The organism is Streptomyces sp. S.PB5 (genome assembly GCF_030403745.1).
Classification (GTDB): Bacteria; Actinomycetota; Actinomycetes; order Streptomycetales; family Streptomycetaceae; genus Streptomyces.
Window position 1 is genome coordinate 17,468 of the sequence record NZ_JAQMWP010000016.1, and the last position, 18,384, is coordinate 35,851.

The window sequence follows — 18,384 nt, forward strand, 5'->3', positions numbered from 1 at the left end:
CACTCAGCGTCACCTTCAGTCGGCACCCCGTACCATCACGGATGACAACACGGCAAATCCCGGATTAACACTCAACAAAAGACCGATGCGGAAATCCTGTGGATCGCCAGCTAGAAAGCGCTGTCCAGATACCTCCCTGTACAGTGTTGACTACATCCGCTTTGCCCCAAGTCACACATCCGTGTAGCCTTCAACGTTTTCCCACCATGCCCTTGACCGGCATCGCCGGCACCTCTTACGTTTCTGGCGTCGGGATCATGCGTTTCCCCCGGATAACGGGAATCACGAAGCGCATACCGTGTAACCAACTGGAGGATGAAATGAAGAAGATCGTCAAGATCATCAGCGGCATCACCCTCGCCAACCCGGCCAAGGCGGAGCGCCGCGACCACTGAGTCACGGACTCAAAGGACCGCCCGGCCCCGCGAGAACGGGGCCGGGCGGTCCACTCCGCTTGAAGCCCGCTTCGGAATAATGGGATTCAATGTCACGAATCGACCTAGTCAGTGCCGCGCAGGTATTGGTGACGGTACTCGTTGTCTTGAGGATGATCTGGGTCGGCTTTCTTCGAGAATCAGGGAAAGTTCTCAGTTGGCCGATGTTCACACTCGGCTGTTCCGTGATCGTCAACCTTAGAGCGGGCGATGCCGAAGCTGCCGAGGACATCAACATTTTCGAGATCTTGCCATCGGGGGAGTTCGCAATCTCTCTTAGCGAACTTCAGTTGGTAGTCGACTACGTATCCACCGAGCACGGCCAAGTAAATGGCACTGGCCGCATGCTCTGGGCTGAGGGTGAAAAGCCGATCACCGTCGAGGACAGTCATGTGGTTTCTTGACGCGCTTACCTCCGGATTCTCGACTCCAACATCTGAAATCCGGCTCCAATATTTCCGCATCCTGATCGGTCTCGCATGCTTCGCCAAGTTTGCGTTAGCGCTGCTCCATCGCGGATGGTTCCGCCTCGAACGGGGCGGATACACACACTACGCGCTGCAACGTCGGATGGGAAAGGAGCAGGCAGATCTAATCAGCACCACCTACCGACCCGTAGTTGCAATACGCCTCCTTGCGAGTGTTGCCGTAATCTGCGGAGTCGAACCAAAAATATCAGCACTACTGGTACTTGGTGGACTTTTCTACGAGCTCATCTACGAGTATCGATACAACACCATATACATGGCTCTGATGGTTGCATGCCTGCTGCCCGCCGGAAATCTTGGCACTGGATTCTCATTTTCCGATCAAATTTCCTCAACAAACACCTGGGCACAGTTTCTGGCGGTTTTGATAACTCTTGACCTCTACTGGAACGGAGTGTGGCTGAAGGTTCGATCGCCTCATTTCATGAGCGGATTACTGCTCGCGCAATACGTCCATGGAGCGGAAGAGGTCAAGGAGCGGTTGCCGTACAGGGAGTTCTTCTACCCGCGCCCAGTGCTGACAGCACTGGATGACAGCCCTGCCGGCATCAAGAAGTGGCGGCTCGCCGCGCAGGCCACAATAATCCTGGAGGTAGTGATCCCGATCGCGCTTTTCGTGCCGCAAGCTCGACCATGGGCCATCTCCATTGGCGTGCTGCTGCACACAGGTTTTGCGCTTTTGAAGCCTCGCGGAATCATCGGATTTTCCATAGCTACACTAGCCAGCTACATCCTCTTTGTGCCGTAAAGGGATCGCCTCATGAGCGTACTATCGGAGATTGGCGCCTTCGTCGCTGTTGCTACTGTTCTCACTATTACTCCAGGATTGGACACCACTCTCGTCCTCCGCGCAGCGGCGAGTCAGGGAACACGGAACGCTTACGCGACCGTCTTCGGTATTAGCGTGGGAGTACTGTGCTGGGGCTTGGCTGCCGCTGTCGGGGCAAGTGCGATTCTCGCAGCCTCGCCGACTGCCTACACGGTGCTCTGCGTCGCGGGCGCCGCTTACTTGATCTGGCTGGGAATCGGCATGCTCCGTCGTGCCCGAACCAGAGGAAGGGGGGCGGGTGTCTCCGAAGCTGATGCCGGGAGTTCATCAGCAGGTGAGCTTCCCATTCGCTCATGGTCGCGCGGGTTCTTTTCGAACCTGCTGAATCCCCGTTTCGGTCTATTCTACATGGCAATGTTGCCTCAGTTCATCCCGGAAGGGGCTCCTCATTTCCTAATGGGGCTCCTCCTGGCCTTGATCCACAACGCTATCGATTTGATTTGGTTCAGCCTACTGATACTCGGTGTCCACTTTCTGGGGCATTGGCTCAACAAGCCAACGGTTCAACGCGGCCTGGATTGCGTCGCTGGCGTGGTTGTAATTGCCTTCGGCGCCAAGCTGGTCATTCCCGTCCTACTGCCGTAGAGAGGCGCCATGGAACTACTACTGCTTTCGAACTCCACAGCGTTCGGGCGAAAGTACCTGGAACACGCGTTGGAGCCGATATCAGAAGCGTTGGGCGGGACAAAAGAAGTCCTTTTCGTACCCTTCGCCTTGGCCGATCATGATGGATACACCTCCGAGGCCGCCGAAGCTCTCGCCCCCTTGGGGGTGAAAGTCAGAGGCGCGCACACCGGCAACTCGGTTGACCTTGTAAAAGATGCAGAAGCAATATTCATCGGCGGAGGTAACAGCTTCCGCCTACTTAAAGCGCTGCACGCTCAGGGTCTCGTTCCTGTCATTCGCGACCGCATCCGAGGCGGCGTCCCCTACATGGGATCAAGTGCGGGGACAAATATGGCTTGTCCCACCCTACGCACCACGAATGACATGCCCATCGTTCAGCCGACAACGTTTGATGCGCTGAGCTTGGTGCCGTTCCAGATAAATCCCCACTATGTTGAGCGCAGTCCTGACAGCACTCACATGGGAGAAACCCGCTCCAAGCGACTGGAAGAGTTCCTTGAGGAGAACGATGTTCCTGTCGTGGCGATGCGAGAGGGGACGTGGCTCCGGCGATCCGCTGACCGTCTGGCCCTCGGCGGCTCTGAAGCGGGAGGTGTGCTCTTCCGGCGTGGGTCCTCGCCTGTGCAGCTCCGCCGGAACGCTGATCTCAGCGACCTACTCGAGGTTCCAGCTCGCTTCGACCTATGAGACGGCCGGAACCCTGGACCGTAGGCCCGTGAAGGGCACCAAGGAACTTCGTGCCCCCACCAGCGCATAAGCCCTGGTCACAACCACGGCTCGCGGCTGCAACATGGTCCACGCCTGGTCCACACGCACTGATCCACAACGCAACAGGGCCGGATCAAGGTGAGACAGACCCCATAGAGAAGGGGCCCCTCATCGAGGAACACCCCTTCTGACCAGCACGTCTCTGATCTGCGGAAGCGGTGGGATTCGAACCCACGGTGACGTTCTCACGCCACTACGGTTTCGTGAACCGTTTCCTCACACGCCTGACGGGATCCCTCAGCAAGCCGTGGCAGATGTACCCCCTGGGTCTGCTCTTCGGCCTCGGCTTCGACACCGCCAGGGAGATCGCCCTGCTGGTTCTGGCCGGCACCGGAGCCGCCTCGGGCCTGCCCTGGTACGCAATCCTCTGCCTTCCGGTGCTGTTCGCCGCGGGAATGACCCTGCTGGACACGATCGACGGTTCTTTCATGAACTTCGCCTACGGCTCGGCGTTCAGCAAGCCGGTCCGTAAGGTCTACTACAACCTGACTGTCACCGGCCTCTCAGTGGCCGTCGCCCTCCTGGTGTAGCTTCGCAATTGGGATGTCCCTTTCTCATTGACGGTGGCCCTTGTCCGACCCATGGGACACCGATGTGAGACGAACGCCTGCCCTGCCGCATGCGGTACCCCACGTTTTGTGAGAACACACCCTTGGAAACCACGCAGGGTGGAGCGGTAGGTGCCGCACATCGACCCGCCAGAGTCTGCCGATGAGGGGCGCCGCCGAAGATGAGAGTTGACAGGGCCTCTGACCTGGGCGCTATCACTTCAACGCCTGTCGAGCTGGTGGAACTTCGAGTCAACGGAAACGGAAGCCGGCCTCGGCTGCGGTCTGCGGTTGCACCGTTGAGAGTCCAACGACGCCTTGATGCTCGCCCGCATGGACGTCCGTAGGTGATAGTGCGCAGGTCAGAGCGTTGTTCACTCTCACTTGCACTATCAAGTTGGGCTCCACACTCTCATTTCGGCGTTCCGCGCTCAGCCGAATGATCTACGCTCCCACCTGGTGACAGGTGGGAGCGTAGATAGTCGTTCGAGGCTAGGAGGCTGCTTCAGCAGATGCTGATCCACTCCGTTGCGTACAGGATTTCGTCGGTGATGCCGAACCTGCCGTTTCCGAAGGACGCGATCTCCGCTTGTGAAGCGTTGTAGAGCCGCACCCTTGCGCCACCGTACTGGTTGTTTACGAGAGCGCCCGCGTTGATGAAGTCGTAGACCTTCCGCCATCCGCACCTATACATGACGAAACCGGAGTGCGTTCCATCGCCATCTCCCACGGTGATGCATGCGTAACCATTAAGATCCTCGGTCTGGCAGAGATCCAGGAGACGCTTTCGGGCTTCAGCGGAATCCAGCGCAACCTTAGTCTCGCCTGAGTAGAGCGGAACGACCCGAGGGTTCCAGGCCGCAGGTGCGACAACGTTCGTGGCCGACCTTGATTCGATGGCTGTCGATGCGGCTGTTGCCGACGTCGGCGACAGCGCGATCATGGTCAGCACCGCCAGTACCAACCCGACGAGCACTACTAGTGCCCTGCGTGCGCGCCCAGGCCCGAGCATGCTGTGAGTTCGCATCAGTCCTCCTGACTGTGTGTTCATTGCCCGCACCGCCGACGCGCCTGCGGACAGCGCCGTCCCGAGGCATGGGATCACGCTCCGGATCAGGTGCGGTCGAGGAGCAGGAGGCCGCCGAAGCCAGCTGCCGGCGAGGCCTGGCCGACACCGAGCCGCAGCGCGGACCGCGTGGCCGGGGCATGGGCACACCAGACATCGGCGATTCCCGTTGTTGTGGGCCGAAGTGGTCAGGTGCACGACGTTAGGGGGCGCGGCTCAAGGAAAACTGCGGAGATTCTGCGGCTCGGCCGTGGGGGGCGGTGGGACGGCCGGGGGCAGCGCCGGACGCGAGGAGATCTCTGTACACCGGCCGCGGGGGGACGACGTCGGGTCTGGCACGGTGAAGGGCTCGCCCGCCTCCCTGCTCCCGAAACGGCGGAACGTGGCCCTTGCCTCGTCCTGTGCCGCAGCCGCCTCGCTCCACCGCTCGAGACGCCACTGGGCCTCGGCCAGATCACGCAGGGTGCGAGCCCGCCACAGCGGCAGGCCCAGTGAGTCCCACCATTCCAGCGCCCGGCTCAGGAAGCCGCAGGCATCCTCCGGCCGGTCAGCGGCGAGTTCCATCTCACCCCATGTGCGCAGGACCAGCGCCTGGCCGAAGCCGTCTTCCATCTCGCGGCAGACGTCCAGCGCCTCCCGCAACAGTTCCCGAGCCTTGGCCTCCCGCCCCTGTCGAATCCAGGTCTTGGCCAACGCCTGCGCGGCGTACGCGGCCATCAGCCGGTCCCCCGACGCACGCAGCGTGGCAAGCGCCCGTGCACCGTCGCGCGCCGCGCCTTCCCAGTCGCCTGCCGCGCGCCTGGTGATGCCGAGGGAGCGCAGTACGAGGCCGACGCCGTGCTCGTCACCGGCCGCCTGGTACTGGCGCTGCGCTGCGGCCAGTTCGTCGCGGGCCTGCCCCAGCCGGCCGACCTCCGTCAGGATCCTGCCGCGGCTGTGCCGCGCCCCGGCCCGGGCGCCGGTGTCCGGGTGGGAGGGCAGCAGAGGGTGGGCCCGGTCCAGGGCGGCCAGAGCCGACGCGAACTCCCCCTTCTCCACGAGAACCCCGCTCAGTTTCAGCAGGGTCACCACCAGACCGTCGGTGTCGCGCGTGTCCTCGTACACCCGAAGGGCTTGACCGTAATAGTCGACGGCCTCGTCGAAACGATCCTGCTCGCTGCGCAGCCAGCCCAGACCCGCCAGCAGCAGTGCCTCCGCCGCGTGATCGCCATCCCGGCGTGCGGCCTCCAGAGCCACGGAGTGGGTGTGCCACCAGGAGTGGAACCGGTTGTGCACCGCAAACGAGGAGGCGCACAAGGCGGTCGCCAGATCGGTGGCGAGCTGGCCGAGCCCTACCTCGGTGGCCCGCTCGACCATGCGCACGAGCGCCGACTGCTCCGCCTCGAACCACGCATCCGGCGCGGCGAGCACTGCTACCCGGACCTCGCCGTCGATCACCGTCGCCGGGCCGCGCGCGGAGGGGCGCGGACGCAGCAGCCGTACAGGGGTGCCTCTGGACGCCTCCTCGATCAGAGCCAGCCACCAGCCACCGGCGCGGCCGGCCGCCGCATGCAATACGTGAGCCTCGTCCTCGGCCACGGCACGCTCATGGGCGAATAACCGGGTCAGGTCGTGCAGGCGGTAGCGGACGATGCCGGTACCGTCCATTCCAGCAACCTGAACTAACTGCGCGCGGACCAACTCGTCGACGACGTCCTCGCCGTCCTCGGCATCCCTCTCCAGCAGGACGGCGACGAGCCACGCCGGGAAGTCGGGCACCCCGAGCCAGCCGATCCGTCTCAGTCCTTTCTGCGCCAGGGGGGATATACCCGCGTAACTGAGCACGAGGCTGCCACGCACCTCCAGATCGCCAATGGCCAGTTCGTTCAGGCGCCGATGCTCTTCACGCAGCCGGCCAGCCAACCTGAGTAGTGTCAGGTCGGGGCGGGAGGACAGACGCGCTCCCGCGATCCGCACCGCGAGCGGCAAGTGCCCGCATAATCGGACGATCTCCAACGCCCGGCCGCGTTCGGCCTCGACCCGGGCGGATCCGGCGACACGCTCCAGAAGCTGGACGGAGTCCGCGTCGACCAGTTCGGGCAGGTCCAGCCGTCGGGCACCCTCCAGCGCCGCGAGCTGCGAACGGCTGGTGACCAGGCAGACGCAGCGCGGGCCACTGGGCAGCAGGGGACGCACCTGACGCTCGTCGGCCGCGTCGTCGAGGACGACGAGCACACGACGGTCGGCGAGCAGGGTGCGGTAGAGGTCGACGCGTTCACCGGTCCGTCGCGGCAGGCTGTGCTCCGAAGCACCGAGGGCGAGCAGGAAGCGTCCGAGCACCTCGTCGGGCTTCCTGGATTGGCCCTGGGTGCCGTGCAACTCGGCGAACAACTGGCCGTCGGGAAAGCGATGGCGTAGCAGGTGAGCGGCGTGCACTGCCAGGGTTGTCTTGCCCATGCCTGGGGCTCCGGTGATCGTCAGCACCGGGTCCCGGAGATCACGCAGGTATCGGAGTTCGGCTGTACGCCCGGTGAAGTCAGGCGTGTCCGGCGGGAGCTGGCGGGGTGTCGGCGAGGCTGCGGGACAGCTGACGTGGGCGGACGGCTCGACGAATGCAGGAGGTCTGCCCTTGGACCCCTGCGACTGGTGGCCGAGTCGTGATCCGTCGCCTCGGCCTCCGAGGACCTGGCGATGGATCTCCCGCAGCGCGGGGCCCGGTTCGATGCCGAGTTCCTCGACGAGGATCCGCCGCCCTTCCTGGTAGCAGACCAGTGCGTCCGACTGCCTGCCCTGTCTGGTGAGGGCGAGCATGAGGTGCCCGCGCAGTCGCTCCCGCAGGGGATGGCGCTCGACCACGGCCGCCAGCTCGTTCACTGGTACGACGTCCCGGCCGAGCAGAGTGGCGGCGTCCAACAGGTCTTCCTGAACGTCCAGGCGCACCGTGGTCAGCCGACTGCGTTCGCCGGCCGCCCAGGCGCCCGAGGCTCCGCCCAACGGCGCGCCGCGCCAGCAGCCCAGTGCCCGGAGGAACGCCGCCACGGCCTCCTCATGCCGGCCCTCGTCGGTCGCACGGCGGGCAGCCGCGGCACCGTCGGTGAATGCGTGTACGTCGATGTGGTGCGCCTCGAGTTCGAGCCGATAGGCGTCGCCCTCCCGGACCAACACGCCCGGGCCGAGGATCCTGCGCAGTGCCGAGACCTGCGTGTGCAGCGAGCTCCGGGGATCTTTGGGCAGCCGCTCGTCCCACAACGCGTCGATGATCCGGTGGACCGGCACCGCCCGGCCGCTCTCGCAGGCCAACAAGGCCAGTAACGTGCGCTGTCTGGGTCCACCGAGCGTGATCGCGCCGCGCTCGGTGTCCCGCACCCGGACAGGGCCCAGCACTTCGATGTCCATGGATCATGCCCCCGGTTCACGCCGTTCCCTGTTGGTCAGTCAGGGCACGCACACCAAGAGTTTATCGCCGGCGATGCCGACAGGTAGGGAGGGCAATGTCGATCGTTTGGGCGGCTCGGTCGGGCTGTGGGTGTTCTTCCGATGTTGCATCAGGTTGTGTGAGCTGAAGGGTCGTCACGCCTGTGGGCGGGGTGATCGGCCATTCCATCGTGACCAGCAGCCCCATGCTGGTCATCGGCCCGCGCAAGTGCGGGACGCCGTAGCCGGCGAACGCCCGCACTAACTTGACGTAGGTGCCTTTCGGCATAGTTCTCCAACTCGCCTGGAAACGGACGGAAAGTCCTCGCGGCGGGCCGGGCGGCGCAAAAGGGACAAGATCGTGAGACAGAAATACCGTGTCCCTCGAATGAGACGATGGATAAAGCCCAGGTCACCACGCCGGCATGGGAAATTCGGATTGCGAACCTACACCTGGTCGGTACGGTGGAACTGCTCGGGCTCCTCGCCTCGAAGGCCGGCCTGCACGGCGTGTTCTGGGACTGGATCGCCGGGGTGGACCTCAACTCGGTCGGCTACCTCATTATCGGCCTCTTCGTCGGCACCTGGCTGATCGCCCTCCTGGTATGGAAGGCCTGCAGCGTGGAGAAGCGCTGGGCGACCGGCGGCGCTGCGGAGATGTCGGCGGAGTGGCCAGCGGATTAGCCGGTGGAGGACGTCCTGCCGTACTTCGGGATCAGCCGACAGGCGTACTACTCCTGGTACCGCCGCTACCAGGCAGAGGGGATCGAGGGATTGCGGACCGCACCAAGGCCCCGAAAACGTCTCCGAACGCGACGCACGTTGAGGTGGCCGGGAAGATCATCTATCTGGGGCAGAACTACCACTTCGGGCCCGAGAAGATCGCCATGTACCTCAAGCGGTACCACGACGTCACCATCAGCAAGTCCGGCGTCTGGCGCATCCTCAACCGCCTCGGCATGGGCCGCCTGCCGGCCTCCCAGCACTACGAGCGCCACGACCGCAGGTGGAAGCGGTACGAGAAGCAACTGCCCGGCCACCGCGTGCAGATCGACGTGAAGCTCATCGAACCTCTCGCCTCCATGCCCCAGGGGCGCCGCGGCGGCCGCAACAAGTACTTCCAGTTCACCGCGATCGACGACTACACAAGACTGCGCGTCCTGCGGATCTACCCGACGCTGAACCAGGCCACGGCCATCCAGTTCCTCGACTACGCCATCCTGGCCTCGGCAGCGAGAAGTGGACCCACCCGACACCGAGTTCCGGCCCCACTTGTCGATCTCGGACGCCGAGATTGTCGGCGGCACTTGGCCCCACCGACGCGCACACGGTGCAGGTCGGCGGGTGGGGCCAGCATCCGCTGACGCGGCCCCGGTGGTGACGGCGGTGGGGCCAAGTGCCGCCGACAAGTGGAGCCACCGAACGCTGACAGAGCCACCAATCCAGCGGATGCCGTTCCAGGTCGAGGTCATTCAGACCGATAACGGCGCCGAGTTCCAGTCCGCCTTCCACTGTCACGTGCTCGACAAGGGCATCGCCCACACCTACATCAAGCCCCGCACACCGCGTCTGAACGGCAAGGTCGAGCGCTCCCACCGCATCGACGCCGAGGAGTTCTACCGCCTGCTGGACGGTGTCATCATCGACGACGCCGAGGTCTTCAACGACAAGCTGCGCGAGTGGGAGGACTACTACAACTACCATCGCCCCCACGGCGGCCTCGGTGGCCAGCCCCCTACGAACGCCTCAAGCAGAAGACCACGGCCCAGGCGTAATCGGTGATCGTCAGTTGCACATGACACATCCCGATGCCGGAGCAAACCCCGGATCAGGTCGAATCCGTACACCACTTCCGTGGACGCAACCTGATCCAGTCGCGGCGGTCGTCGTGTCGAGCCCAGTGGATGGCTTCGACTGCCCGGTATGCATGGCGGGCAATCTGAACGAGGCCGGGTCCGCCAACGCCGCCCATGCAGCCGAACGGACGCCTCTCGACAGTTCCTCCGTCCAGCCAGCATCACCCCTTCGGAGTCCCGCTGGTGGCTCAACCATTGATCAAATTCAACATGGTGGAGGCTGAACCGTTCCGGCTTTCCTGTCTCGCGCAGGTCGAGGCGGCCTCACCAATCTTCTGGCGTCATGACACATCATGGGCACAGCCCTGGATCTGGGGGAAGTGCCTGGCGTTTGAGGACGTAGCACATGACAGGCCTACTAGGTAGGTGACGACCCGCTGGCAGGTGACTATCAACTCACTTCATGTGATCACCAGCCTATGAAGATGGGTCTCTGCTACTCAGTAAGGTCACATACCAGATGAACTGGCACGTCTACATCACCGCCAAACCAGGCGCGGCAGGCAACATCGGCGGCCCTCGGATGCCGCTGAACCTGGGAACTGGCGAGCACGTTCGAGCAAGGCTTACCGAGCTGTTGCCGAGCCTCGAGTTCTCGTCAGATGGGTGGGGCGACTACGACAGCGATGACTTGACTATCAGTGCGCCTGTCACAGAAGCCGATCATGCCCCAGTCACAACCATCAGTTTGTTTCTGTACGGCAACAGTGGGTCTGCAGCGCTCACCGCACTCCGCATCGCAGAGGCCTTCAACGCCCAAGTCTATGCAACGTGGTTGAAGGAATTCCTCACGGCGGACACCGCACACGAAGCGTTCGATAGCTGGCATGCATTTCAAAAAACGCAGCGAGCTGACGGGTGACGCCTCGTTCCTCTCCCACCTTGAGAACCGAGCAGTGCCAGACTCCGTTGTTGCGCGTCGAAGGCACGGAGGGACTGTCCTGAAGTTGGGTCTTCCCCAAGATTTTCGTAGCCGTCGATCGGGTCAACTGACCTGTGGTGTCGGCTGGTTGGCGAGGTCATCCCGACGGTGCCTGCGATACGGCTGGATGACCTGTTACCGCAGCTGGCCGCGGTAACAGGTCGATCGCGTGGAGGCCAGTGGTGATCTGCTGCGGATCGCGGCCCGGACCCGGGACGATGCCGCAGCTGTACGCTCGGGGTGCGGGACAGAGTCGGATTGGGTGCACTCCCAGTACGTGCGGCATGTCGCGGACGAGGCGGTGAGTGGCCGGGCCGCCGTCATCGACCTGTCGGTACGCCGCCTGTATTGCGAGAACTCCGATTGTCCCAAGACCCGCCGAGCAGGTCACCGGGTGGGTTGCGCTACCAGCGACGCACCCTGGCCCTGCAGCACATGGTGCACGCGGTGACCGTGGCGCTGGCGGGATCGGCCGGTGCCCGACCGCTGGCCGTGCTGCACTGCGCGCTGTCCTGGGCAACCGTCCTGAACTGCCTGATGCGCATCCCCGTGCCGTCGGCGGCAGTCCCGCGCGTGCTGGGCATCGACGAGTTCGCCCCGCGCCGGGGCCACCGTTACGCCACGATCATCATCGACGCTGCCACGGGCGCGCGTATCGACGTGCTCGCGGACCGCGCGAAGGAGCCGGTCGCCACCTGGCTGCGCAAGAACGCGGGATTCGAGGTGGTGTGGCCGGACGGGGCCGGCAGCTTCGCCCAGGCCATCACCGACACGGCACCCACGTCGTGCAGGTCGCGGATCGATGGCACCTGTGGCACCTGCTGGCGGGACGGCACACAGGGAAGTCCGGGCGCACAGTGCCTGCTGGGCGCCCCTGGGACCACCGATCCGCGAGGGCAGACGCGCCCGGTAGCCGGCCTGGTGCGTGGAGGCCTCGTCGTGCTTCCGGCTCACCAGGTTGCTTTTCCTACCGAGGCGCTCCGCCGCCTCCCGGCTCCAAGCGTCAGTCTCGGAGCAGACCGCCCGCAGGTCTGTCGTGCGTTCCGTCTCCATGTCTCGGGATGTCCCGGACGTAGGGCCGACCCCACACTGTGCGATGAGCCGATGCACATGCGCATAAGCAGAGTGGAGTCCGAAAACGCAGCCCGTCAGCGCACGCGGATCACCTCGAGGCTGCTCAGACGTGCATCCGTACCCGACAGCGTGATGTCGAACAACAGCCGTCCCCCACCGGGGCGCAAGGTCATGTCGTCCCCTGGACCCACCACCCGTTGCCGACTCTCCTGTCGTACACCCTGACGCGGGCCCGCAACGAACGAGACGTAGACCGGGGAGGGGCCTGTGTTGCGCACCGTCACCTGTGATGTGCGCGTGCATCGTGCACTGCCATGGCCTTGGCCGGTGCAGCCGTAGCGAAGGTCGCCGAAGCCGTAGGTCCCGCAGGACAGCTCCAGGCCGGGAGGGAGCCTGGACCGGCACACGCGGCCGGCGGAAATATGGTCGGCCGCCTCCGGCTTGGCCTCCGTCGTGGCTCCGCCGCAGTGACTGACCCAGCATGCGGCACAGGTCAGTGCCAGCAGGGCGGGCCATGTGCCGGCACCCAGCCACCAGGTGGCCGTCCGGCGTGTGGGCCTCACTGGAACGACACCCACCTCCTACTGGGGCGAAACGCCCAGAGATATATCTTCAGGACTGATCAGGGTGCCTATTCCGGCATGTGCGCGACTCATGCGGCGGTGAGGTAGGTCCAGTGTTCGGCGACTTTGAAGCCGAGCGATTCATACAAGGGCAGGGCCATGTCGGTGGAGCGCAGATAGGCGGTTTCGGCGCCCGCCGCCCGTCCGCGGGAGACGATCTCCTCGGTGAGAGCTGCGCCGTAGCCGCGTCTGCGATGGTCCGGAGCCGTGGAGACGTTGAAGACCCCGATGTGGTCTTCGGTGAGGATGGTCATCGCGGTGGCCACCGGCTGGCCGTCTACCTCGGCCACGTAGGCGGTGATTCCGGGAGCGTCCATTACCCGCGCGGTGAACAAGGACGCGAACATCTCCTGCGGTGCTTCGAAGCCCGTGGAGAGAGCACGGACGTAGCCGTCGAACTCCGCCCCTGCCAGCGCGAGGACCTGGGGGACGGGGCCGGTGTCGCGGCGCGGGCCTGGCGTGTGTAGGTCGCGTATCAGGAACGGCTCCCACGAAGACTGGATCAGCCCGTGGCGGTCGGCCACTGCGCGGATCCGGTCGTCGGCCCGGCCGCGTACCTGGATACACCAGGGGACTGGTTCCGTGAAGGTCAGGGCAGTTGCGGCCGCACGGTCCGCGAGCTGGTCGATTTCCACGGGGTCAGGGGACCTGCCGAAGGTGAAAACGCCGTTGGTGCTGTCGGCCGGGCTGCCGGTGAACACCATGTATGTGTCGTGGCGGCCGGTGTATTGGAGCATGCGGGGTTCGGCGGCGGCGATTTGACGCAGCGCCTCCCCCCAGGCGGCGACAGCAGCATCAGTGCGCGACAGAGGGATCAGTGATTTCATGATGTCAGTCTATGGCAATGCATGGTGCGATAAGTGACAGTTAATGTCGGGGGTAAGTGAAGTCATGTTGTCGTCCGCGGCATCCCCCGGGCTGTCGTGATATCAGGGATGCGATCATGGATTGGCGTCATCAGGCGGCTTGCCGCACGCACGACCCGGAGCTCTTCTTCCCCATCGGCGATGCCGGGCCGGCGCTGCTGCAGATCGAGGAGGCCAAGGCTGTCTGTCGCGGCTGCCCCGTCGTGGCACGCTGCCTGGAGTGGGGACGGGCTGTGGGTGTGGAGTTCGGGATCTGGGGTGGCCTCAGCGAGAGCGAGCACCGCAGTCTGCGGCGTCGCTGGGCGACCGTCGTCGCACGGCGGAAGACATGTCAGGGCGAGGAGTCCCACGGGCAGCAGGCATGACAGCGCTGCCGGCGTGCGTGGTGTCTCCGGGCCGGGATCAGTTGTCCGAGGTGGCGGCCCGCTGCCGAGCCGCCACCTCACGGCCCGCGGTGGCTACTGTGCGACCGGAGCAGCAGCGGGCCGGATGTTGTGGTTGCGGCGGAAGACGTTGTGCAGGTCGTACTGCCTTTTGACCTCGGCGAGGCGCCGGTAGCGTTCGGTGCCGAAGACGCGCTCGACGTCTGCCTCCTCGTCGGCAGCGTCGGGGGCCACGAAGTTGACGACGTTCCGCTCGTCCGCCCAGGGAGCCAGCGCGGCGGCGTATCGGGTGAGGTATGCCTGCATCGCGGGCAGCTCGGGCGGCGCGGAGACACCGAAGGCGAAGCTGACGAAGGGCAGGCCGCGCGAGGGCACCGCATTGGGCACGGCGGGCTCGCGGTCGAGGGCACCGCCCAGCGCCCGCACCTCCACGGTCACCAGCGGGCAGTCGGAATCCGGGCCGGTGACATCCACCAGGGCGGCCAGCGTCTCGGCTGAGAACTCACGCAGGCCGAAGCCGGCTTCGACATACGGCAGCGGGTCGACCGGGTCGACGTGGATCGCGCCGATTTCCTGGACGGGCCGGGCAGCGAGGGAGTCGAGGACCGGTGTGCCGGCGGCCCGCAGCGGCGCGAGGAGCCGCTCGGCCTCAGCGGCCTCGCCGAGGTGGGAGAAGCGGACGTGCAGGACAAAGGCGCCACGCAGCGGCTCGGGAAGTGCGGGGTCCTGAGGCAGCCGCTGGACGGCGAAGGAGGTGGTGGCCTCCTCCGGCAGCGTGGGCGCCCAGGTCCGCCACACCTCCAGCACCTTGACCATGTCCTGGCCGGGGAACCAGAGTCCGCCACCGTAGAAGCCTGACAGTTCGATCGCATCGAACTCGACGCGGGTGACGATGCCGAAATTGCCCTTGCCGCCGAGCAGGGCCCAGTACAGCTCGGTCTCATCGGTGGGGGTGACGGTGCGGATCGTGCCGTCGGCGGTGACGACCTCCAGCCACCGTACGTGGTCGGCGGCGTATCCCTGGGAGCGGCCGAGCAGCGGACTGAGTCCGCCGCCGAGGGTGTAGCCGGTGACACCGACGACCGGTGCGGAGCCGGCGAGCGGTGCGAGACCGGCCTTCGCGGCGGCGTCGAGCGCCTCCTGCCAGCGGACGCCGGCTCCGACGCATATCGTCCGGGCCGCAGTGTCGACGTCGATGCCGCCCATGCGGCTGGTGGTGATGAGCAGGGTGTCGGCGCCGACGGACGGCACGACCTGGTGCCCGGCGTTCTTGACGGCGACGGCCATGCCGTGACGGGCGGCGAAGCGGACGGCGTGCGCCACGTCCTCGGCGCTGGTGGCTCCGACGGTCAGGGCAGGTGCGGTGGGCTGCGCGATGTTGTACGTGGCGCACTCGGCCGCGTAGGCGGCGTCCATCGGTTGCAGGACAGGTCCGGCGACGGCCGCCCGCAGGCCGGTCAGATCGTCGGCGGAGAAGAGGGCCTCGGCGGCAGCGTTCTCAGACATTGCATCCATCTCTGTGGTGGGGTCCGGCGCAGGACACGGCACCGCAGTGACGCTGCTAGCTGTCGTGTCACTGCGGTGGGTTGTATCTGCTGTCATGAGTGATGTGGCCACACTCCCAAGTCAGGGGTCACATCCTCCTGTTGGACCTTAAACCCGGAGCTTTGAACGATGGGTGTACGCATCACATACACCAAGACATCAGCCTGCGGCTGAACTCACTAAGGCGTGACATACTCCGGTCGCACATCAGTCAGTCATTGGGGTGTGCCAATGGCATGAGGCGGGTGTGTTCCTCGAGGAAAGGGCGGACCGATGACCAGGCCTGGGAGTTTCGACTACGTAGTGGTGGGCGGCGGCTCCGCCGGATGCGTTCTCGCGGCGCGGTTGTCGGAGGATCCGGACACGCATGTTCTCCTCCTGGAAGCCGGCAGCGGCACGCCGCTCGACCTGGTGGCCGTGCCGCCGGCCTGGCCGGCGCTGATGGGCACCGAGGCCGACTGGGCCGACCGGACCGTGCCGCAGGACGGCGCTGACGGTCTTGTGGTGCCCTGGCCACGTGGCCGGGGATTGGGCGGCAGCTCGACCATCAACGCCATGTGCTTCCTGCGCGGGCACGTCTCCAGCTACGACGCGTGGGTGAAGCAGGGAGCGACGGGCTGGGCGTACGACGACCTCCTTCCGTACTTCAAGCGCAGCGAGAACGTGACCGGTGTCCCGGGCCGCGACCCGCGCTATCGCGGGATGGACGGCCCGCTGAGGGTGGCACCGGCTGCGAACCGGCACCCCCTCGCCGAGGCGTTCCTCGCGGCGGCCGTCGAGGCGGGCCACCCGGTGACCGAGGACTTCACCAGTGGGCTGGACACGGCCTTCGGATGGGGCGACCTGAGCATCGCGGACGGCCGACGGTGGGACGCAGCCACCGCCTATCTGCGGGGGCCCGTGATGGACCGGCCGAACCTGCACGTGGTGACGGACACGCTCGTGCACCGGCTGACCTTCGAGGGTGAGCGCTGCACAGGTGTTGTCCACGGCGCGGACGGCGATCTCATCGAGGTCCGCGCCGAACGCGAAGTCGTGCTGACCGCGGGGGCCGTTGGCAGCGCCCAGTTGCTGATGCTGTCCGGCATCGGACCGGCCTCCCACCTGCGTGAGCTGGGCATCACCACGCGGGCCGACCTGCCGGGCGTAGGCGCCAATCTCCAGGACCACCCCATGTGCGGTGTCGTCTACGAGGCGACGGGCCCGGTGCCGCCGGCGGCGAACGGCCACGGCGAGGTGCAGGGTCTCATCCGCACCGACGACTCGCTCGACGGCCCCGACGTACAGCTCCAGATGGTCGATGTGCCGCTGCGCGAGGACACCCTTCCCGGGCCCGGCTTCGACCGCGGCTACACCATCATGGTGGCGCTGATGACCCCCTGCAGCCGGGGCAGCATCCGGCTCTCGGAGGCGACGCCCGGTTCAGCACCGATCATCGACCCGCGGTACTACGCCGACTCCCGGGACGTGGACGCCGTGGTGCACGGTGTGCGCGCGGCCAGGAGGATCGGTGCTGCTACCGCGCTTGACGCATGGCGGGGCGCGGAGGCCCAGCCGGGCCTGGCCGCGCTGAGCGACGAGGAACTTCGCGCGTACGTGCGCCGCAACCTGCGCTCCTACGGCCACTACACCGGCACCTGCCGCATCGGCGCGGCCGACGACGTCGATGCGGTGGTCCGTACCGATCTGCGGGTGCGGGGCGTGGCGGGCCTGCGGGTCGCCGACGCGTCGGTCATGCCTTCGGTGGTGTCCGCCAACACCAACGCGACGGTGTACGCGATCGCGGAACGCGCCGCGGACCTGCTGCGCGGCCACTGATCCCGTCCGCTGTCCCCGCTCCGGGCGGGACGGGGATGCCTGGACACCGGCGTAACGATCGGAGCGCTCTGGCAGGGCCGCGCCGGTGCCTGCTGCGACCGCGGCAGGTGCTGCGGGTCACGATCGCATGATCGAGTGATGTGTCGGGATGTGCGCAGATGTGAGCCTGGGTGATTGTTTGATCCATTTCTCCCCCCGTCGCTGACGAGAAGTCCCAGGAGACGATCATGCTGCGTTCGACCACGGCTGCCCCGAGCCGGCACTCCGCCGGACCGCATCCACGCGATCGTCGACGCGTGTCGCACGGTCCGCGCCGCCTGCTCCTCGCCCTCGTCGCGGGCGTTTCGCTCACCGCCATGACAGCCTGTGCCGGGCCGCATCAGGATCGGACGGCGCGGACCGCCAAAGACCTGGAGGTGTCGCGCTCCCCCGCGCCGGCGGCCCTGACCTCCCAGGGAGCCCGGCACGCCCTGCTCACCATGGCGTACCTGGGCTCACAGTGGACCGAGGTGCGGGACGTGCCTGGTGCCTACGACGATCTGCTGCAGGCCACAGTGGACAGGAGGCAGTTCTACCTGAACGACGCGGGCGCGGGTGCCTGCCAGCAGTTACTGGACCGGTTGAGCCGGAACCGGTTGGTAGCGGCCGCACCGGACGGCTCGGCGCACGCGGTCGCGGTGTTCGCCTCCGACGACGGGGCGCGCCTGCGCTACGAGGTGGGCGCCTATCCGGCGGACCGGCTCGCCGCGGACCGGACCTGGCTGGCCGCGTTGCCGGATAGGTGCGACCAGTTCGAGGCCACACGCCCCGACGGCAGTCGGGAGAGCGTCCAGGTCACTGCCCTCGACGTGCCGAAAACGGGCGGAACCCGGCAGGCCCTGCAGGTGGTCGCCAGGGGCACCACGAACGGGGTGCCGTTCACCCTGTCCCTCGACGTTGCCCTGGTGACCAGCGAGAGCAGCGCCATCAGCGTGATCAACGGGGGCCTGGGCGGGGCGTCCGCGGTGGCCACCGAACAGGCCGTCCGACTGGGCGGCGAGCGGCTGGCCACGGTCCTCGCGGGCGGAACGCCGCCAGCCTCGCCAGACGGGCTGTTCGACTGATCTGCGCGCACATGGCCCTGGTGTAGACGGCGGCACACAGC

Annotated in this window: 16 protein-coding genes, 1 tRNA gene and 3 pseudogenes; 15 read left to right on the top strand and 5 right to left on the bottom strand. The window is 65.9% G+C overall.

What is annotated here, in order from left to right:
* The first annotated feature begins 212 nt into the window (after positions 1-212).
* From PH203_RS34905 to pepE, 5 genes are all read left to right on the top strand, one after another.
* Positions 213-395, top strand: a complete 183-nt coding sequence (locus tag PH203_RS34905) for a hypothetical protein (RefSeq protein WP_289925343.1) — start codon at positions 213-215, stop codon at positions 393-395.
* An 89-nt stretch (positions 396-484) separates the two neighbouring features.
* Entirely contained in the window at positions 485-838 is a 354-nt protein-coding gene (locus tag PH203_RS34910) for a hypothetical protein (protein WP_289925344.1), read from the top strand.
* Positions 825-1,670 carry a hypothetical protein gene (locus PH203_RS34915; RefSeq protein WP_289925345.1) on the top strand — a complete coding sequence of 282 codons (846 nt, stop codon included), beginning with the start codon at positions 825-827 and terminating at the stop codon, positions 1,668-1,670. Before PH203_RS34910 ends, PH203_RS34915 begins: the two co-directional genes overlap by 14 nt.
* A gap of 12 nt (positions 1,671-1,682) precedes the next feature.
* Entirely contained in the window at positions 1,683-2,336 is a 654-nt protein-coding gene (locus PH203_RS34920; RefSeq protein ID WP_289925346.1) for a LysE family translocator, read from the top strand.
* A 9-nt stretch (positions 2,337-2,345) separates the two neighbouring features.
* Positions 2,346-3,065 (top strand): dipeptidase PepE, encoded by a 720-nt coding sequence (pepE, locus tag PH203_RS34925; RefSeq protein ID WP_289925348.1) that lies wholly within the window; start codon positions 2,346-2,348, stop codon positions 3,063-3,065.
* A 229-nt stretch (positions 3,066-3,294) separates the two neighbouring features.
* Here pepE and PH203_RS34930 read toward each other — a convergent pair.
* Positions 3,295-3,370: transfer RNA gene (locus PH203_RS34930), tRNA-OTHER, on the bottom strand.
* Here PH203_RS34930 and PH203_RS34935 point away from each other — a divergent pair.
* A pseudogene (locus tag PH203_RS34935) lies at positions 3,344-3,673 on the top strand (HoxN/HupN/NixA family nickel/cobalt transporter); the annotation flags it as partial. The gene PH203_RS34930 and the pseudogene PH203_RS34935 sit on opposite strands and share 27 nt — an antisense overlap.
* 526 nt (positions 3,674-4,199) lie before the next feature.
* On the opposite strand, the gene PH203_RS34940 reads toward PH203_RS34935, so the two are convergent.
* Complete coding sequence (locus PH203_RS34940; RefSeq protein ID WP_289925350.1) at positions 4,200-4,721, bottom strand: hypothetical protein; 522 nt, start codon at positions 4,719-4,721, stop codon at positions 4,200-4,202.
* Between the two features lie 255 nt (positions 4,722-4,976).
* Positions 4,977-8,135 (bottom strand): BTAD domain-containing putative transcriptional regulator, encoded by a 3,159-nt coding sequence (locus PH203_RS34945; protein ID WP_289925351.1) that lies wholly within the window; start codon positions 8,133-8,135, stop codon positions 4,977-4,979.
* 414 nt (positions 8,136-8,549) lie between these two features.
* Between PH203_RS34945 and PH203_RS34950 the strand changes: the two genes are divergently transcribed.
* The 6 genes and pseudogenes from PH203_RS34950 to PH203_RS49765 all read left to right on the top strand — a co-directional run.
* Entirely contained in the window at positions 8,550-8,837 is a 288-nt protein-coding gene (locus PH203_RS34950; protein ID WP_354671290.1) for a hypothetical protein, read from the top strand.
* Positions 8,838-8,840: 3 nt separating this feature from the next.
* A pseudogene (locus tag PH203_RS34955) lies at positions 8,841-8,912 on the top strand (hypothetical protein); the annotation flags it as partial.
* Positions 8,913-8,980: 68 nt separating this feature from the next.
* A complete protein-coding gene (locus PH203_RS34960) occupies positions 8,981-9,517 on the top strand; it encodes a hypothetical protein (protein WP_289925671.1) in 537 nt (178 codons plus the stop codon).
* 85 nt (positions 9,518-9,602) lie between these two features.
* Complete coding sequence (locus PH203_RS34965; protein ID WP_289925352.1) at positions 9,603-9,935, top strand: integrase core domain-containing protein; 333 nt, start codon at positions 9,603-9,605, stop codon at positions 9,933-9,935.
* A gap of 534 nt (positions 9,936-10,469) precedes the next feature.
* Positions 10,470-10,871: a hypothetical protein gene (locus PH203_RS34970; RefSeq protein WP_289925353.1), complete on the top strand. Its 402-nt coding sequence runs from the start codon at positions 10,470-10,472 to the stop codon at positions 10,869-10,871.
* Positions 10,872-11,468: 597 nt separating this feature from the next.
* Positions 11,469-11,654: pseudogene (locus tag PH203_RS49765) on the top strand (transposase); the annotation flags it as partial.
* Positions 11,655-12,657: 1,003 nt separating this feature from the next.
* Here PH203_RS49765 and PH203_RS34980 read toward each other — a convergent pair.
* Positions 12,658-13,455 carry a GNAT family N-acetyltransferase gene (locus PH203_RS34980; protein ID WP_289925356.1) on the bottom strand — a complete coding sequence of 266 codons (798 nt, stop codon included), beginning with the start codon at positions 13,453-13,455 and terminating at the stop codon, positions 12,658-12,660.
* Between the two features lie 116 nt (positions 13,456-13,571).
* Here PH203_RS34980 and PH203_RS34985 point away from each other — a divergent pair, with 116 nt between their 5' ends.
* Complete coding sequence (locus PH203_RS34985) at positions 13,572-13,859, top strand: WhiB family transcriptional regulator (protein WP_289925357.1); 288 nt, start codon at positions 13,572-13,574, stop codon at positions 13,857-13,859.
* 93 nt (positions 13,860-13,952) lie between these two features.
* Here PH203_RS34985 and PH203_RS34990 read toward each other — a convergent pair whose 3' ends face one another.
* Positions 13,953-15,383, bottom strand: a complete 1,431-nt coding sequence (locus PH203_RS34990; RefSeq protein WP_289925358.1) for an FAD-binding oxidoreductase — start codon at positions 15,381-15,383, stop codon at positions 13,953-13,955.
* A gap of 312 nt (positions 15,384-15,695) precedes the next feature.
* On the opposite strand from PH203_RS34990, the gene PH203_RS34995 reads away from it, so the two are divergent.
* Together PH203_RS34995 and PH203_RS35000 are read left to right on the top strand one after the other, a co-directional pair.
* Positions 15,696-17,240, top strand: coding sequence for a GMC family oxidoreductase N-terminal domain-containing protein (locus PH203_RS34995; protein ID WP_289925359.1), 1,545 nt, complete (start codon positions 15,696-15,698; stop codon positions 17,238-17,240).
* A gap of 296 nt (positions 17,241-17,536) precedes the next feature.
* Positions 17,537-18,343 (top strand): hypothetical protein, encoded by an 807-nt coding sequence (locus PH203_RS35000; RefSeq protein ID WP_289925360.1) that lies wholly within the window; start codon positions 17,537-17,539, stop codon positions 18,341-18,343.
* Positions 18,344-18,384 lie beyond the last annotated feature (41 nt).

Bases quoted from the DNA above. Each gene is read 5' to 3' on its own strand.
- PH203_RS34940 (WP_289925350.1), bottom strand. From the start codon at position 4,721: ATGCGAACTCACAGCATGCTCGGGCCTGGGCGCGCACGCAGGGCACTA.
- PH203_RS34985 (WP_289925357.1), top strand. From the start codon at position 13,572: ATGGATTGGCGTCATCAGGCGGCTTGCCGCACGCACGACCCGGAGCTC.
- PH203_RS34945 (WP_289925351.1), bottom strand. From the start codon at position 8,135: ATGGACATCGAAGTGCTGGGCCCTGTCCGGGTGCGGGACACCGAGCGC.
- PH203_RS34965 (WP_289925352.1), top strand. From the start codon at position 9,603: ATGCCGTTCCAGGTCGAGGTCATTCAGACCGATAACGGCGCCGAGTTC.
- PH203_RS34980 (WP_289925356.1), bottom strand. From the start codon at position 13,455: ATGAAATCACTGATCCCTCTGTCGCGCACTGATGCTGCTGTCGCCGCC.
- PH203_RS34970 (WP_289925353.1), top strand. From the start codon at position 10,470: ATGAACTGGCACGTCTACATCACCGCCAAACCAGGCGCGGCAGGCAAC.
- PH203_RS34950 (WP_354671290.1), top strand. From the start codon at position 8,550: ATGGATAAAGCCCAGGTCACCACGCCGGCATGGGAAATTCGGATTGCG.
- pepE (WP_289925348.1), top strand. From the start codon at position 2,346: ATGGAACTACTACTGCTTTCGAACTCCACAGCGTTCGGGCGAAAGTAC.
- PH203_RS34990 (WP_289925358.1), bottom strand. From the start codon at position 15,383: ATGTCTGAGAACGCTGCCGCCGAGGCCCTCTTCTCCGCCGACGATCTG.
- PH203_RS34910 (WP_289925344.1), top strand. From the start codon at position 485: ATGTCACGAATCGACCTAGTCAGTGCCGCGCAGGTATTGGTGACGGTA.
- PH203_RS34995 (WP_289925359.1), top strand. From the start codon at position 15,696: ATGACCAGGCCTGGGAGTTTCGACTACGTAGTGGTGGGCGGCGGCTCC.
- PH203_RS34915 (WP_289925345.1), top strand. From the start codon at position 825: ATGTGGTTTCTTGACGCGCTTACCTCCGGATTCTCGACTCCAACATCT.
- PH203_RS34920 (WP_289925346.1), top strand. From the start codon at position 1,683: ATGAGCGTACTATCGGAGATTGGCGCCTTCGTCGCTGTTGCTACTGTT.